The sequence below is a fragment of the Cobetia sp. 2AS genome, assembly GCF_029846355.1.
GTDB lineage: Bacteria > Pseudomonadota > Gammaproteobacteria > Pseudomonadales > Halomonadaceae > Cobetia > Cobetia amphilecti.
In genome coordinates this window covers 712856-726860 of the sequence record NZ_JARWKQ010000002.1, presented here as the reverse complement: position 1 = coordinate 726860, position 14005 = coordinate 712856, and the positions used below count along the sequence as shown (strand labels likewise).

16 protein-coding genes are annotated in these 14005 nt (G+C 63.4%); 10 read left to right on the top strand and 6 right to left on the bottom strand.

From position 1 onward, the window contains the following. The first annotated feature begins 307 nt into the window (after window positions 1-307). The 6 genes from QD356_RS08240 (at window position 308) to QD356_RS08215 (ending at window position 4652) form a co-directional block, all read left to right on the top strand. The gene (locus QD356_RS08240; RefSeq protein ID WP_192837688.1) at window positions 308-1390 is read left to right on the top strand and encodes an iron ABC transporter permease; all 1083 of its coding nucleotides are present in this window, start codon (window positions 308-310) and stop codon (window positions 1388-1390) included. After that, window positions 1387-2238 (top strand): ABC transporter ATP-binding protein, encoded by an 852-nt coding sequence (locus QD356_RS08235; RefSeq protein WP_054556228.1) that lies wholly within the window; start codon window positions 1387-1389, stop codon window positions 2236-2238. The genes QD356_RS08240 and QD356_RS08235 overlap by 4 nt, the downstream gene beginning before the upstream one ends. Continuing rightward, window positions 2235-3458: an ABC transporter substrate-binding protein gene (locus QD356_RS08230; protein ID WP_225996329.1), complete on the top strand. Its 1224-nt coding sequence runs from the start codon at window positions 2235-2237 to the stop codon at window positions 3456-3458. The genes QD356_RS08235 and QD356_RS08230 overlap by 4 nt, the downstream gene beginning before the upstream one ends. A 193-nt stretch (window positions 3459-3651) precedes the next feature. After that, the gene (locus QD356_RS08225; protein WP_160317865.1) at window positions 3652-3822 is read left to right on the top strand and encodes a hypothetical protein; all 171 of its coding nucleotides are present in this window, start codon (window positions 3652-3654) and stop codon (window positions 3820-3822) included. A gap of 51 nt (window positions 3823-3873) precedes the next feature. Further along, complete coding sequence (locus tag QD356_RS08220) at window positions 3874-4287, top strand: Lin0512 family protein (protein WP_192837689.1); 414 nt, start codon at window positions 3874-3876, stop codon at window positions 4285-4287. After that, window positions 4284-4652, top strand: a complete 369-nt coding sequence (locus QD356_RS08215; protein ID WP_192837690.1) for a Lin0512 family protein — start codon at window positions 4284-4286, stop codon at window positions 4650-4652. The genes QD356_RS08220 and QD356_RS08215 overlap by 4 nt, the downstream gene beginning before the upstream one ends. Window positions 4653-4761: 109 nt before the next feature. On the opposite strand, the gene QD356_RS08210 is transcribed toward QD356_RS08215, so the two are convergent. From QD356_RS08210 to QD356_RS08200, 3 genes are all read right to left on the bottom strand, one after another. Beyond that, on the bottom strand, window positions 4762-5856 hold the full coding sequence (locus QD356_RS08210) for an NAD(P)-dependent alcohol dehydrogenase (protein ID WP_192837691.1): 1095 nt from the start codon (window positions 5854-5856) through the stop codon (window positions 4762-4764). A gap of 176 nt (window positions 5857-6032) precedes the next feature. Then, window positions 6033-7061: an HlyD family secretion protein gene (locus QD356_RS08205; protein ID WP_192837692.1), complete on the bottom strand. Its 1029-nt coding sequence runs from the start codon at window positions 7059-7061 to the stop codon at window positions 6033-6035. Window positions 7062-7148: 87 nt separating this feature from the next. After that, complete coding sequence (locus QD356_RS08200) at window positions 7149-8741, bottom strand: MFS transporter (protein WP_279877454.1); 1593 nt, start codon at window positions 8739-8741, stop codon at window positions 7149-7151. 118 nt (window positions 8742-8859) lie between these two features. Here QD356_RS08200 and QD356_RS08195 point away from each other — a divergent pair, with 118 nt between their 5' ends. Beyond that, window positions 8860-9609 (top strand): IclR family transcriptional regulator, encoded by a 750-nt coding sequence (locus QD356_RS08195; protein ID WP_197738678.1) that lies wholly within the window; start codon window positions 8860-8862, stop codon window positions 9607-9609. Between the two features lie 223 nt (window positions 9610-9832). Here the strand turns inward: QD356_RS08195 and QD356_RS08190 are convergent, their stop codons facing one another. Next, entirely contained in the window at window positions 9833-10528 is a 696-nt protein-coding gene (locus tag QD356_RS08190) for a haloacid dehalogenase type II (RefSeq protein ID WP_192837693.1), read from the bottom strand. 350 nt (window positions 10529-10878) lie between these two features. On the opposite strand from QD356_RS08190, the gene QD356_RS08185 reads away from it, so the two are divergent. Continuing rightward, window positions 10879-11004, top strand: coding sequence for a hypothetical protein (locus tag QD356_RS08185; protein WP_263643033.1), 126 nt, complete (start codon window positions 10879-10881; stop codon window positions 11002-11004). A 448-nt stretch (window positions 11005-11452) separates the two neighbouring features. Continuing rightward, window positions 11453-11698, top strand: a complete 246-nt coding sequence (locus QD356_RS08180; RefSeq protein ID WP_043333917.1) for a hypothetical protein — start codon at window positions 11453-11455, stop codon at window positions 11696-11698. A 154-nt stretch (window positions 11699-11852) separates the two neighbouring features. On the opposite strand, the gene QD356_RS08175 is transcribed toward QD356_RS08180, so the two are convergent. Continuing rightward, complete coding sequence (locus tag QD356_RS08175) at window positions 11853-12368, bottom strand: lactoylglutathione lyase family protein (RefSeq protein WP_043333918.1); 516 nt, start codon at window positions 12366-12368, stop codon at window positions 11853-11855. Between the two features lie 230 nt (window positions 12369-12598). Here QD356_RS08175 and QD356_RS08170 point away from each other — a divergent pair, with 230 nt between their 5' ends. Beyond that, on the top strand, window positions 12599-13474 hold the full coding sequence (locus tag QD356_RS08170) for a LysR family transcriptional regulator (RefSeq protein ID WP_192837694.1): 876 nt from the start codon (window positions 12599-12601) through the stop codon (window positions 13472-13474). 161 nt (window positions 13475-13635) lie between these two features. Here QD356_RS08170 and QD356_RS08165 read toward each other — a convergent pair whose 3' ends face one another. Then, on the bottom strand, window positions 13636-13965 hold the full coding sequence (locus QD356_RS08165) for a gamma-glutamylcyclotransferase family protein (RefSeq protein WP_153636169.1): 330 nt from the start codon (window positions 13963-13965) through the stop codon (window positions 13636-13638). Window positions 13966-14005 lie beyond the last annotated feature (40 nt).

Sequence of the window (14005 nt, the reverse complement as noted above, 5' to 3'; positions counted from 1 at the left end):
GCCGAAGCGTGCGTGAGCCGGACGTGAGCCGGATTTGAACAGGGCAGGCGTGAGCAGGGCGGGTGTGGGAAGCACTGGTGTAGGAAGGTCTGGCGGCACCGCCTGGCTGGGTTGAATGGACGTGAGCCGAGTCGCGCATATCGCCAGTCGCGACCGTGCGCATTGTGACTGCAGGCGTCAATCATTATCATCTGCGCATGATTCATGCTGATAGCCGAGCTGCCTGGCGGCTCCGGTGGGCCCTGATGCATGGAAGTTCACTTCCTCCTCCTAGTGGCAGACCTTGCTGGTGATTGAAAAAAGTCCGATGTCTCCCCCCGCGCACGCTCAGGCCTCAGCGCCTGAGTCGTCGCCTACGCTCGCCCAGCAATACCGGCGCTTCGCCTGGAAACGTGTGGTGATTCTCGCCGCGCTGGGCCTGGCACTGCTGTTGGCCATCCTTGGCGACATCATGACCGGCCCTGCCGATCTCGCGCTGTCTGATCTGCTGGGCGAACTCATCAATCCCGGCTCGCACGGGCCGATCAATGAAGCCATCGTCTGGCAGATTCGCCTGCCGACGGCGGTGATGGCGGCGCTGGTCGGTGCATCTCTGGGGCTTGCGGGCGCCGAGATGCAGACCGTGCTCAACAACGCCCTGGCCAGCCCCTTCACACTGGGCGTGGGCGCCGCGGCGACACTTGGTGCCTCGCTGGTCATCATCCTGGATGTCGCCTTGCCGGGGCTGCCGCCCAGCTACACCATCGCGCTGATGGCCTTCGTGTTCGCGGCGCTGTCGATTCTGGCCATCGATGCCGTGGCCTCGCTGTATGGCGCCAGTCGCGAAGTCATCGTGCTGTTCGGCATCGCGCTGGTCTTCGTGCTCAACGCCGTCAATGCGCTGGTGCAGTTCGTGGCCCGTCCCGATGCGCTACAACAGCTGGTGTTCTGGACCATGGGCAGCCTGTCGGAAGCCTCGTGGGAGCGAGTCGCGATCATCGCAAGCGTCTTGGTCGTCTGCCTGCCCTTCGCCATGCGGCGTGCCTGGGCGCTGACAGCGCTGCGTGCCGGCGAAGACCATGCACGCAGCTTCGGCGTGCCGGTCACCCGCCTGCGTCGCACGGCGCTGTTGCGCGTCAGCCTGCTGGCGGCAGTGGCAGTGGCCTTTGTCGGCACCATCGGCTTCATCGGTCTGGTCGGGCCGCACATGGCGCGTCTGGCGCTGGGGGAAGACCATCGCTTCTATCTGCCCGGCAGTGCGCTGGCGGGGGCGCTGGCGCTGTCCCTGGCCGCGACGGCCAGTGAGTCGCTGGTACCCGGACTGGTGCTGCCGGTGGGGATCGTGACCTCGTTGATCGGTATCCCCTGTTTCCTCGCCTTGCTGCTCGGTCAGCGCAGGGGGCAGGGATGAGCCATCACGTCTTTGATTCGCAAGCATCCTTGAGGATCTCGCAGCTGACCACCGGCTATCAGCGGCGCATGATCTTCGATCAACTCGATCTGCCACCGCTGCCGGCGGGCTCACTGGTCGGTGTGCTCGGGCCGAATGCGGTTGGCAAGTCGACCTTCCTCAAGGCGATTGCCGGCATGCGTCCGGCCAAGGGCGACATCCACCTCGGCGAGCTGGCGCTGTCGTCGCTGCACGGGGCGAATCGCATGCGCCATGTCGGCTACCTGCCGCAGACGCTGCCGCAGCCGACCAGTCTGGTCGCCTATGAAGCCGTGGCCAGCGCCTGTCGTGCGGCGCGTGCCGAACTGAGCCGCGAGGCCACGGATTCGCTGGTCGAGCAGGTCTTCGCGCGCCTGTCGCTGCATTCGCTGGCCTTCCGGCGCATGGACACGCTCTCCGGTGGCCAGCGTCAGATGGTCGGCCTCGCCCAGGCGCTGGTGCGCCAGCCGCAACTGCTGCTGCTGGATGAGCCGACCAGTGCGCTGGACCTGCGCTGGCAGCTGGCCTTGATCGAAGGCGTGCGCGGTGTGGTGCAGGAGCAGCAGGCCATCTGTCTGATCGCGCTGCATGACATCAATCTGGCGCTGCGTTTCTGCGATCAGATCATCCTGTTCGCGCCCTCCGGCCTGCTGGCCACCGGGGCCCCGCGGGAGGTGATCACCGCCGAGCATCTACGTGAGGCCTATGGCATCGAGGCGCGGATCGAGAGCTGCTCGCTGGGCCATCCGGTAGTGCTCACCGACCGCGTCGCCGATTCGGCCCACGCCGACATTGGCCATATCACGCGCGATGTCGGAGCCAGACGATGATGGCGGTGCGCAAGACTGAGCCCAGAAGCGAGCCCAGAAGACTGGCAGGCGCTTGCCTGCTGGCACTCGCCACTGTCTTCGCTGGCGCCTTCTCGAACGCACCGGGCAACCTTGCCCATGCCGCCGAGCCGGTCGCCAAGGGGCAGACCCAGGCCAGCTTTCCGCGTCAGGTCACGGATCTCGCCGGGCGCGAGGTGACGCTTGCGGCCTCACCGCAGCGCATCTTCCTGGCCCAGCCGCGCCAGCTGTATGCGCTGCTGACGCTGCTGGATGCGCCGCTTGAGCGCATCGTCGGCTGGGCCTACCCCCTGGCGGTGTTTGATCCCGCGATGACCGAGCGTCTCGAAGCGCGCTGGCCACAACTGGCCACGCTGCCAGCGCTGAGTCGCGCCTCGACCCCGAGCCTCGAGGGCGAGGCCCTGCTGGCGCTGACGCCGGACCTGGTGCTGTTCGATCTCTCCCAGCGTTCACGTATCGAAGGCTCGCCGCTGGCGGCGCTGCTGGACGAGGTCGGCACTCCCTACCTGTATGTCGAGTTCAATCATCATCCGCTGCTGGATGCTCCGGTCAGCGTGCGCCTGCTGGGCGAGGTGCTCGGCGTCGAGGCGCGTGCCCGCGAGGTGGATGACACCATCGCGGCGCATCTGGCGCTGATTGACGAACGTCTGGCGACGATAGCCGAACGGCCGCATGTGCTGATCAACATCGCACCGGGCGTGAAGGTGGATTGCTGTCGTACCAATCTGCACAACGGCGTGGCGGACCTGGTCACGCGGGCTGGCGGGCGCAATCTGGCCGCTGAACTGGCGCCGGTCAGCGGTGCCACCCTCAGCAAGGAGTGGGTGCTGGCACACCCGCCCGAGGCGATTCTCAATACCGGCGGCCAGTGGGCCAAGGGCGATGGACTGCGTGCCGGCATCGGCATCTCGGGGGAGGATATCCAGCACGACCTGGAACGCATGGTGCAGACACTGCCCGGCTGGCAGTCGCTGGATGCCGTCAAGCAGGGCCGGGTGATGGCGCTGTGGCATGGCTTCCACCAGGGGCCCTATGCCATCGTCGCGCTGGAGGCCATCGCGCGCTGGCTGCACCCAGAGACCTTTGGCGACCTCGACCCCATGTCCACCTTTGCCTACCTGATGAATGACCCGACGCTGTCGCGCAGCAGCGGCCACTTCTGGGGCCAGCTGGCGCTTGAGGCGCCTGACACGCCCCAATGAGCTGATCGGGGCTGGTGCCTGCAGGTGCTCGGGGACGGAAGTCGTATTTTCTACTTGAGGCTTTCCTGAAACGATGGGGCGACGTTGTCATCGTCCCATGATGTTATCGCTCGGCGTAGTCATCGCCCGACGATGGCATCGCCCGAGGGTGTCATCGCCTGATGAAGACATCGGGCCAGCGACGGGAGGCCGCATGTCAGAGCAGGATGACCGCAAGCCCACAGCGACGGTCAGCCCGGTGCGCAGTGCGCAGCTGGTGGCAATCGTCCTGGCGCTGATCGAGCTGTTCCAGGGAGATTGGCAGGGCGCCCTGCTGCTGGGCGGGATAGGTTGGGTGATCGGGCTTTTCAAGCATCCGCGCTGATAGGCGGCGCGAGTGGTACGTCTTTTCCGTGACAGGAAATCAGGGGGTAATGTGGCCAAGACACGCATGGTGACCCAGTTCGGCATGGGCACCTCCATTCGCAGCCAGAACTACACCGAGGCGGCGGCACGTGGCATCCGCGATGCCCTGTGGCACAACTCGCTCAACGTGGCGGACGCCTTCGGCTTCCCCAAGGAGGCGATGCTGATCGAGGTCGAGATCGGCGTGCAGCAGCCCGACAAGGTCGACAGTGATGCCCTGCTGGGCATCTTTCCCTACGGTCAGCCCAGTGTGCGCGTGGTCAAGGGCGGGCTGGACGTCGCCAAGCCGGATGGCAGCGGGGTCAGCGTGATCGCCAATGTCGCCATCATCGTGTCATTCGACATGGCGGCCACCGGCGTGGCGGCCGCCGGCGCGGCGCCCACTTCTTCCACGGCCGGGCAGTCGGCAGGAGGTCAGTCATGAGCGAGCAACGCATCATTCTCGAGATGGGCACCGGCAATGACCTCTATGGCATGGACTACACCAAGGCCGCCTGCCGTGCGGTGCATGACGCCCTGCATCATTCCTCCATCGTGATGTTCCAGTCACTCGGCATCGATCACCACCAGATGCGCGTCGAGGTCACCATCGCGGTGCAGGAGCCGGACGCCGTGGATACGGACGCGGTGGCGCGCGAGCTTCCCCGTGGGCGCGCCGAGGTGACGGTGGTGCAGGGTGGCCTCAATGTGCATGACGAGGCCAGTGGCCAGACGCATGTCATCGCCTCGGCCGCCATCGCCGCCATGCTCGATATCGACCACGACGCCTGGCAGCTGTGTCAGCCGTAGGCAATGCGCGAGCGCGCTGACTGAGGTCGTGCCGACCAACGAAGAAAGCCCCCGTGCGTCAGTGACGCACGGGGGCTTTGCGGTACAGACCAGGTGGCGCAGGCGCTGATTACAGCGAGCTGATGCGCAGCACCGGCTTGACGGTCAGGCCTGATTTCGAATCCGCGAAGGCCTGTTCGATGTCATCGAAGTCATACATCTGGATCAGCTTGTCGAAGGGGAAGCGGCCTTCCTTGTAGTAGCCGACCAGACGCGGGATGAAGACGCGCGGCACGGCGTCGCCTTCGATCACGCCGATCATCGACTTGCCTTCCGCCATCAGGTCGTGGTGCACGTCCAGGGTCACATCGTGGGTCAGGCCGACGATGGCAGAGGTGCCCAGCGGACGCAGCACCTGCAGGGAGCTGCGCACCAGCATCGGTACGCCGGTGGTCTCGAGGGAGAATTCGCTGCCGCCATCGGTGATGCGCTTGATCTCGCCGACCAGGTCCTCGGTCTTGCCGTTGACGCTGTGGGTCGCGCCCAGCTCATGGGCCAGCTCCAGACGGCTCTCGTGCAGGTCGACCGCGATGATGTTCTTGCAGCCGGCGATTTTGGCCGCCATCACGGCACTCAGGCCCACGGCGCCACAACCGAACACGACGAGACTGTCACCGAAGCCCGGCTTGAGGCGATTGAGGATGGTGCCGGCGCCAGTCTGGATGCCGCAACCCAGCGGGCCCAGCAGGGCGAGATCGACATCGCTGTCGACCTTGACGGCATTGCGCTCGCTGACCACGGCGTGTGTGGCGAAGGACGACTGGCCGAAGAAGGTGGCGACGTCATGGCCGTCACAGCTCAGACGCTTGCCGCCATCATCCATCACGCCGCCGAAGTTGAGCTCACCGCCACGCTCGCAGACGGTCGGGTGTCCGGTCAGGCAGTGGCTGCAATGACTACAGTGCGCGAAGGACAGCACCACATGGTCGCCCACTTCCATGTCGCGGACATTGTCACCGATCTGCTCGACCACGCCGGCACCTTCATGGCCGAGCACGATCGGATAAGGGGCGATGCCCAGGTCGCGTGCGGCGGCATCGGTATGGCAGACCCCGGTGGCCACGACACGTACCAGAATCTCGTCACCCTTGGGGGACGCCAGTTCGACGTCCTTGAGGTCAAAGGGCTGGCCTTGGGTGGCGGTGACGGCGGCGCGAATTTTCATGGTGCTGATCCCTTTGATGATCGAGTGATGGCGTAGCGGCAACCTTCAGGGGCGTCGTTGGGCGGCGTGCCGTTCGGGGCTGCTCTCTTGACTGCTTCAGGGCTGTCGCAAGTCGTTCAGGACTGTCTAGCCTCGTTCAGGACTGTCTAGCCTCGTTCAGGACTGTCGCAAGGCGCTCAGGGCTGCTGGGTCGTGACATGGGCGATCACTGACATGCCGATGCGTACCTTGTCGAAGTCGGGCTGGTTCGGGTCGAACACGATCTTGACCGGCATGCGCTGGGTGATCTTGGTGAAGTTGCCGGTGGCGTTCTCGCTGGCCACGGCCGAGAAGGCGCTGCTGGAGGCCGGTGCGATGCTGTCGACATGGCCAGTGAAGGTCTTGCCCGGCAGGCTATCCAGCGTCATCTCGACCGGTTGGCCCGGCTCCATCTCGGCCATCTGGGTCTCGAGATAGTTGGCGACGACATAGGCTTCCTTGTGCGGCACGATGGCCAGCAGCGAATCACCCGGTTGCACGTAGGCGCCGACACGCAGTGAGCGCTGGGTGACGATGCCATCCTTCGGCGCACGAATGACGGTATAGCCGGTGTTCAGCTCTGCCTGCTCGAGCGCTGCACGTGAGCGTTCGACCTCGGCCAGGGCTTCCACGCGCTGGGCTTCAAGGACGCCGATCTGCTTTTCCGCCGAGCGCTGAGCCGCCTGGGCCTGCACGAGATTGGCTTCCCAGATGCCCTGCTGTTCATCGGCCTTTTCCTTGTCCTGCTGGGAGGCGGCGTTGGTCATGCGCAGGCTGCGGTAACGCTTGGCATCATTGCGCGCATAACGCAGCGAGGCCTGGGTGGACTTCACCTCGGCGATGGACTGCTGGACGACGGCGTGCTGACGCTCGATGTTGGCATCCAGGTCACCGACCGCTGCCTGCTGGGCAGCGAGATCGGCCTGGGCGGAGTGCAGGGAGGCCTGGTAATCGCGGTCATCCAGCGTGGCCAGGATCTGGCCTTCCTTGACCACTTCGTTGTCCTCCACCAGCACCTTGTCGATCTGGCCTGCGACGCGTGTGGTCACCATCACGCTATCGGCGCGCACATAGGCATTGTTGGTGGCTTCGCGGCCATCGTGGCCCTTCCAGTAGAGGCCCGCGTAGGTCGCGACCAGCAGGAGCGCCAGAACGCTCAACAGTAGGGTGGTACGTGTCTTGTTCATGTCGGTGTCGTATCTCGTCGTCTATGTCGAAGAAGGGGGGGAGTGGCTGAATCCTGGCTGGCGGGCAGCCGCCGGCTTTGTCTGTGTCTATGCCCCGGAGGGTTGTGCTTGAGGGAGCTGAGACTGAGGGGGCTGAGACTGAGAGCGCTGTGCTGGCTCTGGTTGAGGTGCCGGTGCCGGCGCCGGTTGGGGCGGATAGGCGCGGATCGGCAGCACCATGACCAGTATCAGCAGCGCCACCACGAAGGGGATGATGGCGAGGTAGGCATCCGCATAGCTCATCACGGAGGCCTGCTCGGAGATGCGCGTGGTGATATCGCTTGCCGCATCGACCTGGATGAGTCCGGCGGGCTGATTGCCCTGCAGGCCGAGTGCCTCGCCCAGGCGAGTGGTGTGCAGGGCTTCACGCGTGACGAGGAAGCTTCCGTAGACCGTGGAGGCCACCACCGTGAACAGGGCGCGCAGCGAGTTGACCATCGCGGTGGCGAACGGCCCTTCCAGCGGGCTGAGCGCCCCGGTGGCATTCATCAGCAGCGGTACCACCACCATCGGCTGGCCCAGGGTGTTGAGCACCTCGATGAGATAGAAGTTGTCGCGATTCCAGTCGCTGGTGAGCTGCGAGCCCAGCAGGCAGCTGATCAGGATCAACACCAGGCCCGTGGCCATCACGTAGCGGCTGTCGACGCTCTTGCGATTGATCAGCGTCGCCACCAGCGGTGCCAGCAGCAGCTGCGGCAGGGCCATGGTCAACATGACCGGGAACAGCTGCATGGGGCGATAGCCTTGCACTTCCCCCAGGAAGGCGGCGGGAATGGTGCCGGCGGCCAGGGTCAGGAACATGAAGGTACACAGGGTGATGATGCCGAAGGCAAAGTTGCGGCGTGCCAGCAGCTGCAGCTTGTAGAGCGGCATCGGGTGGAACCACTCATGGATCAGGAAGGTCACGAAGACCAGCCCGCCCGTGGTCAGCAGGGCGACGATCAACGGCGAGTTGCCCCAGTCGAGTCGCTCACCCTGGGTCATGCCGGCGACCAGCGCGCACAGGGCGGTGACGCCCAGCAAGGCACCGAGCCAGTCGAACTGCTTGCAGCGTTCCAGCTTGAGCGGGTCCTGCGGCAGGCCCCAGGAGACCAGTGCGGCGGCGAGAAGGCATACCGGCGCGGTTTCCCAGAACACCAGATTCCAGTCGCCCAGGTCGCCATAGAGAGCGGCCAGCGGTGCCGACAGATAAGGGCCGAAGGTGGCCGTCATCGCATAGGCCGACAGACCATAGAGCTTGCTGTGCCACGGCAGGAAGCGCAGCGCCGACATCATCAGCAGCGGCAGGATGCTGCCGGATGCCAGGCCCTGGGCAACGCGCAGCCCCGCCATCAGCGGAAAGCTGTCGGCCAGTGGCACCAGCAGCGAGAACAGGGCCAGTGACAGGCAGGCACCGATCGCGAAGCGGCGCAGGCTGAAGGTGACGGCCAGCCAGCCGGCGAGCAGCATCATCGAGACTTCCGCCGCGCTGTAGAGGGTGGTCAGCCAGCTGCCCTCATCGTGGGAGAAACCGAAGTGTCCGACCACATCCGTCAGGACGGTCTGCGTGACACGCTCTCCCACACCGGACATCAGCGATGCGAGCAGAATGCCCACAAGACCGAGTGCGAGTCGTAGATTGAAGGGTTGAGGAGCGGCCACTGTAGAGTTCCCGTTTTGAGGTGAAGCGCTAGACACCTTGGGTGTCTCGTTATGCGGTACACTGTACCACTTGGTGGTTTCGTTAGGCAAGTAGTTAGCTTGTTAAGGAGTTGTGTCTGTGTCCACAAGAGAAGGTAGTGGCGTGCAGGTCGTGGCCAGGGTGGCGGCGATTCTCAAGAGTCTGGAAGGCAGTGAGCAGGGCATGAGCCTGGGGGAGATCGCCGCCAGGAACGATCTGCCGCGCTCGACCGTCAAGCGGCTGGTCGATGCGCTGGCCCAGGAAGACCTGCTGGAAATCCACGGCCATGGCGGGATACGGCTCGGCTCTGCGCTGATGCGGCTGGCGCGCCATAGCCAGCTCGACATCACCACGCATGCCAAGTCGTTTCTGGAGGCGTTGAGCGGCACCACCGAGGAAACGGTGGTGCTCTGCAGTCTGAGCGGCAACGAGCTGCTGATACTGCACTCGGTGTTGTCGCCGCTGCCGCTGCGGGTATCGCCGATGGCCGGCAATTTCCTGTCATTGCATGCGACAGCCAGCGGCAAGGTGCTGCTCTCGCATCTCGAGGACGAGCAGGTGGAGCGCCTGCTGGGGACGGATCTCACGGCCTACACGAACAACACCCTTGCGATGCCGGCACTGCTGACGCAACTAGCCGAGGTGCGTCGCACCGGCATCGGCCATGATGAGGACGAGCATATGCAGGGAGTTGGCGCGATCGGAATCGGCCTGGAGACCAGCCAGGGCCATTACTCCGTGTCCGTGGTCGGCCCCTCGTGGCGCATCAGCGAGCGCAGGGCGGAGATTCAGGCCGCGCTGCAGGCGACCCGTGACGAGATGCTCAAGGCCTTCCGTTCACTCAAGTGAGGGCGTCCCGCCAAGGCAGCAAGGCTGCCATGTGCGGCGGCTGATCGAACGGCGAGATGGTGGAGAGGGCGAACAGGAAGGCAGGCACAGCAACGCCGCTCACCCGAATGGGCGAGCGGCGTTTATTTACGAGGCAGCACTCAGAGACAGAGCTGAGAAACTGAGCTTGGAAAGAGAGTTTGGAAAGAGAGTCTAGAAAGAGAGCTCAGAGGCCAGTGCTCGCTCAGGCCTCTCTGGCCGCGATCAGCTGGTCCGCCAGGGTCATCAGCTCCGCGGCGATGAAGTCCGGGGTCGGGACATTCTCGGCGGGCAGCACGGCATTGTGCGGGCGCGTCAGCAGGGCGCCCTGCATCCCGGCGGCCTGGGCACCGATGGTGTCCCACACATGGCAGGCGATCATGCACATGTCGGCCAGTTCGACGTCGAGCTGCTCGGCGACATGCTGATAGGTGGCCGGTGCCGGCTTGAACTGCTTGACGCTGTCGACGCTGAAATGCTGCTCGAAGGCCTCGCTGATACCGGCCTTCTCCAGCGGCTTCGGGGAGGCGCCTGCGGGGGAATTGGTCAGCGTCACCAGACGAAAACCAGCCTGCTTGAGGCGCTCAAGCGCCGGGGCGACATCGGGATGGGCCGGCATCTCGGCCATGCGCGACTTGAGCTCCTCGATATCGTCATCCGCGAGTCTGACCTGATGGATGTCGGCGACCATCTTGAGGGTGCCCACGCCGAGCGCCCCGAAAGGGGTATAGCGTTGTGAGAGCGTCATGGTCTGCGAGTACAGCACCAGCTGTGCGAACCATTCGCGCAACACGCTTTCATCACCGAACACGCGTGAGAACAACGGCGAGAGAGTGGTGATGTCGAGCAGTGTCTCGTTGACGTCGAATACCAGTACGTCGGGAAAGGTCGTGTCAGACATGATGACTCCTGGGGTGATATTTCAGACATGCAGTGGGCGCGAAGCGAGGTAGCCGACCGACGGGTAGCGTCAGGGGGGCAGTGCCAGCGGATCAGCGCCAGGGAATCAGCGCTGGCAAGCCCGCGTCACTTTCTTCATGACGCAAGACTACCCGTTGTTGAGCGATTGCTCAAATCATGGCCGTTGGCAGTGTGATGACGCCGGTCAAAGGTCTGGAATGGCACCGGCAGTCTCAGCGCCAGACGGCGGTCGATATTTTCATGATCAAATGTTGTACAAACATTGAATTTACGCCATATTGCGTCGCAGAAGGGCTGAAAAAACCAAGAAAACAGCAGGGGTAAGGGACAATGAGCAATATCGCTATCTGGATGGGGCTTGGCTTGGCCGTCACCTTTGTGCTGTTGGCGACTGGCGTCTTTGACAAGCTACTGACCCGTATCGAGCAGGATGATTCGGCGCGCAAGATGAAATGATCTGCTGGCGGTGACAGCCGAAGGGATTCACGTAAAACCCACCCTCCAGGGTGGGTTTTTTCATGCCCGTTTGGCGACAGAACCTGCAGGACATGCGCGCCTTGCGGTTTCGCGAGTCTGAAGCCGGCACGTCATCGGTCAGCGAATGTAGTCTTGCGTATCGCTGTGTAATCATGGAGAAGTGATTTGCTATCGGGGTGTTCGTCGTGGTCATGGTGACTGGCGAGTCGCGATGAGATCAACGTGCTGAACACGCCAGCAAGTTACCACTGGTTAACGTTTCGAGAAATGTCGCCCACAAGTGAGAGTTGTACAGATATCACATCATGGATAGTGTGAGTTCAGCGGGTTTTACAGAGTATGAGGGATGTTCACACCCGTAATGGTTACCTGAACGCGTGTGATCATTGCCGTGAATTCAATCAGTGTGGCTCCAGGGAATCGAATCATGGATGAGAAAGCCAACGCCGTTCTGTCCTGCCCGGTATGTAACTGCCTGAGCATGGATTACCAATATCATGAGCGCTCTGATGATTACCTGGTGCACTGTGGTGAGTGTGCCGAGTTCATCGGCACCTGGTCGTTGTTGCAACGTGAGCTTGCAGTGCAGAAGGCACGGATTGCCTTGCTCAGTCCGGAACTCGCCAGTCAGAGTCTTTACCGTCGTGTGCGCAGCATGCCCGTCATCCACTGAGGCGTGAGCGGGTGGGCTTTTAGTGAGCTCGCCCAACGAAAGTCATCGTGTGTTGCTCTCGAGGTTCCTGTCGGGATGTCTCGAGCATGAATGTCAGATACAGCAAGGCCCCGCCATGGCGGGGCCTTGCTGTATCTGACGTCTGCGGCCGTGCTCAGTTCTGGTAGGCACCGGCGGCGTAGGTCATTTCATAGCTGTGGCTATAGACCTCGAGGATATTGCCGAACGGGTCTTCCATGTAGACCATGCGGAACGGCTTCTCACCCGGGAAGTACTCGCGTACCGGCATGCGCTGCTTGCCGCCGGCGGCGACGATGCGCTCGGCCAGACCTTCGACGTCGGGGTCCTGGACGCAGAAGTGGAAGATGCCGGTCTTCCAGTACTCGAAGTTGTTTTCCGGCGTCTCGTGGTTCGGGAATTCGAAGATCTCGACACCGATACGGTCGCCGGTGGACAGGTGGGCGATGCGGAAGCTGCCCCAGCCCGGACCGAAGACATCGCTGCACATCACGCCGATGGCGGAGTCATCTTCGGTGATGGTGGTCGGCTCCATCACCACGTACCAGCCCAGCACTTCGGTGTAGAACTTGACCGCGGCTTCCACATCACCGACGGACAGGCCGATGTGGGAGAAGGTACGCGGATACGGTGTGTTCTTTTCGTTGCTCATGAGTCACCTCGATATGTGAGTCGTGAAGGAAATGGCTCGGTCACTGCCTGCGTGACGTTGGAAGCCATCTTGGGCGTCATGAGCAATAATGAAAACTACGTAGCTGTTATGATAATGATAAGACTTTCTTATTGCGGTAGGGGTTCACCGTCGCAGTCTTGCTGATGCTACTCCTCTGACGCTGACTTCCTGACTCTGCCCCCTGATCCTTCCAGCCCCCAGGAGCTTGAATGCTGCAACCCCAATGGCTACGCACCTTTCGCACCCTGGTGAGTGTCGGCAACTTCACGCGCACCGCAGAGCGGCTCGATCTGACCCAGGCCGCCGTCAGTCAGCATGTGCGCCAGCTGGAAACCCGACTTGGCACGCTGTTGATCCGTCATCCGCGCAAGATCGAACTGACGCCGGCCGGCCATGCTCTGCTGGATTTCGCGCGTGAGATGGAAACCGCCGAGCAGCGCCTGACCCTGCGGCTGGCGGGCAATGAAGACAGTCATGGCGACATTCGGCTGATCACGCCGGGCAGCATTGGCCTGGCGATCTATCCGCGCTTGCTGGCGCTTCAGCAGGAGTCGCCGGGCCTCAATGTCCACCATCGCTTCGCGCCGACGCGCGAGGTGGTGGAGGCCGTGCTGGAGAATCGCTTCGAGCTGGGGATCGTCACGCTCAAGCCGGATGACCCGCGCCTGAGCGTGACGGAGTGGGCGCGTGAGCCCCTTGAGCTGGTGGTGCCGGCGGGAGTCGAGATCCATGACTGGGGGGATCTCGAGACACTGGGCTTCATTGATCACCCGGATGGTCAGGACATGGCCTCGCGCCTGTTGAGTCGGCGCTTCCCGGGCAATCCGGGCATCAGCTCACTGCCGCGCAGTGGCTCCACCAACCAGATCAGCCTGATTCTGGAGCCGGTCGCCCGTGGGTTGGGCTTCAGCGTCGTGCCGCGCCATGCCCGCGAGGCCTTCCCTGATCATCAGGCCATCCGGGTGGTGCCACCGCCTGAGGGCAGCACGGAGGTGGTCGATACCCTATGGTTGCTCACGCGAGCGGAATGGCCGCTCTCGGCGCGCGCCAGACGGGTGTTGGAGTATCTGAAGGTGGCGCTGTAGCGCGCCGAGGCATTGACGCTCAGACCTCGGCGCTCAGGCATCGGCGCTCAGACCTCGACGCCGGGCATCAGCGCTCAGACCTCGACACTCAGGCAGCGACGCCTGGCATCAGCGCACTGATCAGCTTATGGAGCAGTTCATGAAACAGTTCATGGAGCAGCTTACGGCTGGCTCAGCGCGTAGACCTGTGCCGTCAGGGTGCTGCCATCTTCCAGCGTGATCGTGGCCGGCTGGCGAAGGTATTCGCTGCCTTCGAAATCATCCAGCGCCTGCCAGTGATCGGCCAGGTTGTCGGAGGAGAAGACGTGACCGCGGATGGTGTCGCCCGCCTCATCCAGTCTCAGCCCCGGAAAGCCCATCTCAGCCCCCCAGCCAGCTGCCTCCAGGCGGCCCTTGAGGGTGCCGGGTGTCCAGCTGCCGCCAATGTCGAGCATGACGTGTTCGTTGGGGCCGCCCGGGCCGAGGGTGCCGTAGATGAATAGATGCTGCATGGGAGTCTCTGTCGTTCGTCGGGGGAGAAGCCTGTCTCGG

Coding starts and splice junctions, on each gene's coding strand:
- QD356_RS08240 (WP_192837688.1), top strand. CDS start 308: ATGTCTCCCCCCGCGCACGCTCAGGCCTCAGCGCCTGAGTCGTCGCCT.
- QD356_RS08235 (WP_054556228.1), top strand. CDS start 1,387: ATGAGCCATCACGTCTTTGATTCGCAAGCATCCTTGAGGATCTCGCAG.
- QD356_RS08230 (WP_225996329.1), top strand. CDS start 2,235: ATGATGGCGGTGCGCAAGACTGAGCCCAGAAGCGAGCCCAGAAGACTG.
- QD356_RS08225 (WP_160317865.1), top strand. CDS start 3,652: ATGTCAGAGCAGGATGACCGCAAGCCCACAGCGACGGTCAGCCCGGTG.
- QD356_RS08215 (WP_192837690.1), top strand. CDS start 4,284: ATGAGCGAGCAACGCATCATTCTCGAGATGGGCACCGGCAATGACCTC.
- QD356_RS08210 (WP_192837691.1), bottom strand. CDS start 5,856: ATGAAAATTCGCGCCGCCGTCACCGCCACCCAAGGCCAGCCCTTTGAC.
- QD356_RS08205 (WP_192837692.1), bottom strand. CDS start 7,061: ATGAACAAGACACGTACCACCCTACTGTTGAGCGTTCTGGCGCTCCTG.
- QD356_RS08190 (WP_192837693.1), bottom strand. CDS start 10,528: ATGTCTGACACGACCTTTCCCGACGTACTGGTATTCGACGTCAACGAG.
- QD356_RS08185 (WP_263643033.1), top strand. CDS start 10,879: ATGAGCAATATCGCTATCTGGATGGGGCTTGGCTTGGCCGTCACCTTT.
- QD356_RS08180 (WP_043333917.1), top strand. CDS start 11,453: ATGGATGAGAAAGCCAACGCCGTTCTGTCCTGCCCGGTATGTAACTGC.
- QD356_RS08175 (WP_043333918.1), bottom strand. CDS start 12,368: ATGAGCAACGAAAAGAACACACCGTATCCGCGTACCTTCTCCCACATC.
- QD356_RS08170 (WP_192837694.1), top strand. CDS start 12,599: ATGCTGCAACCCCAATGGCTACGCACCTTTCGCACCCTGGTGAGTGTC.
- QD356_RS08165 (WP_153636169.1), bottom strand. CDS start 13,965: ATGCAGCATCTATTCATCTACGGCACCCTCGGCCCGGGCGGCCCCAAC.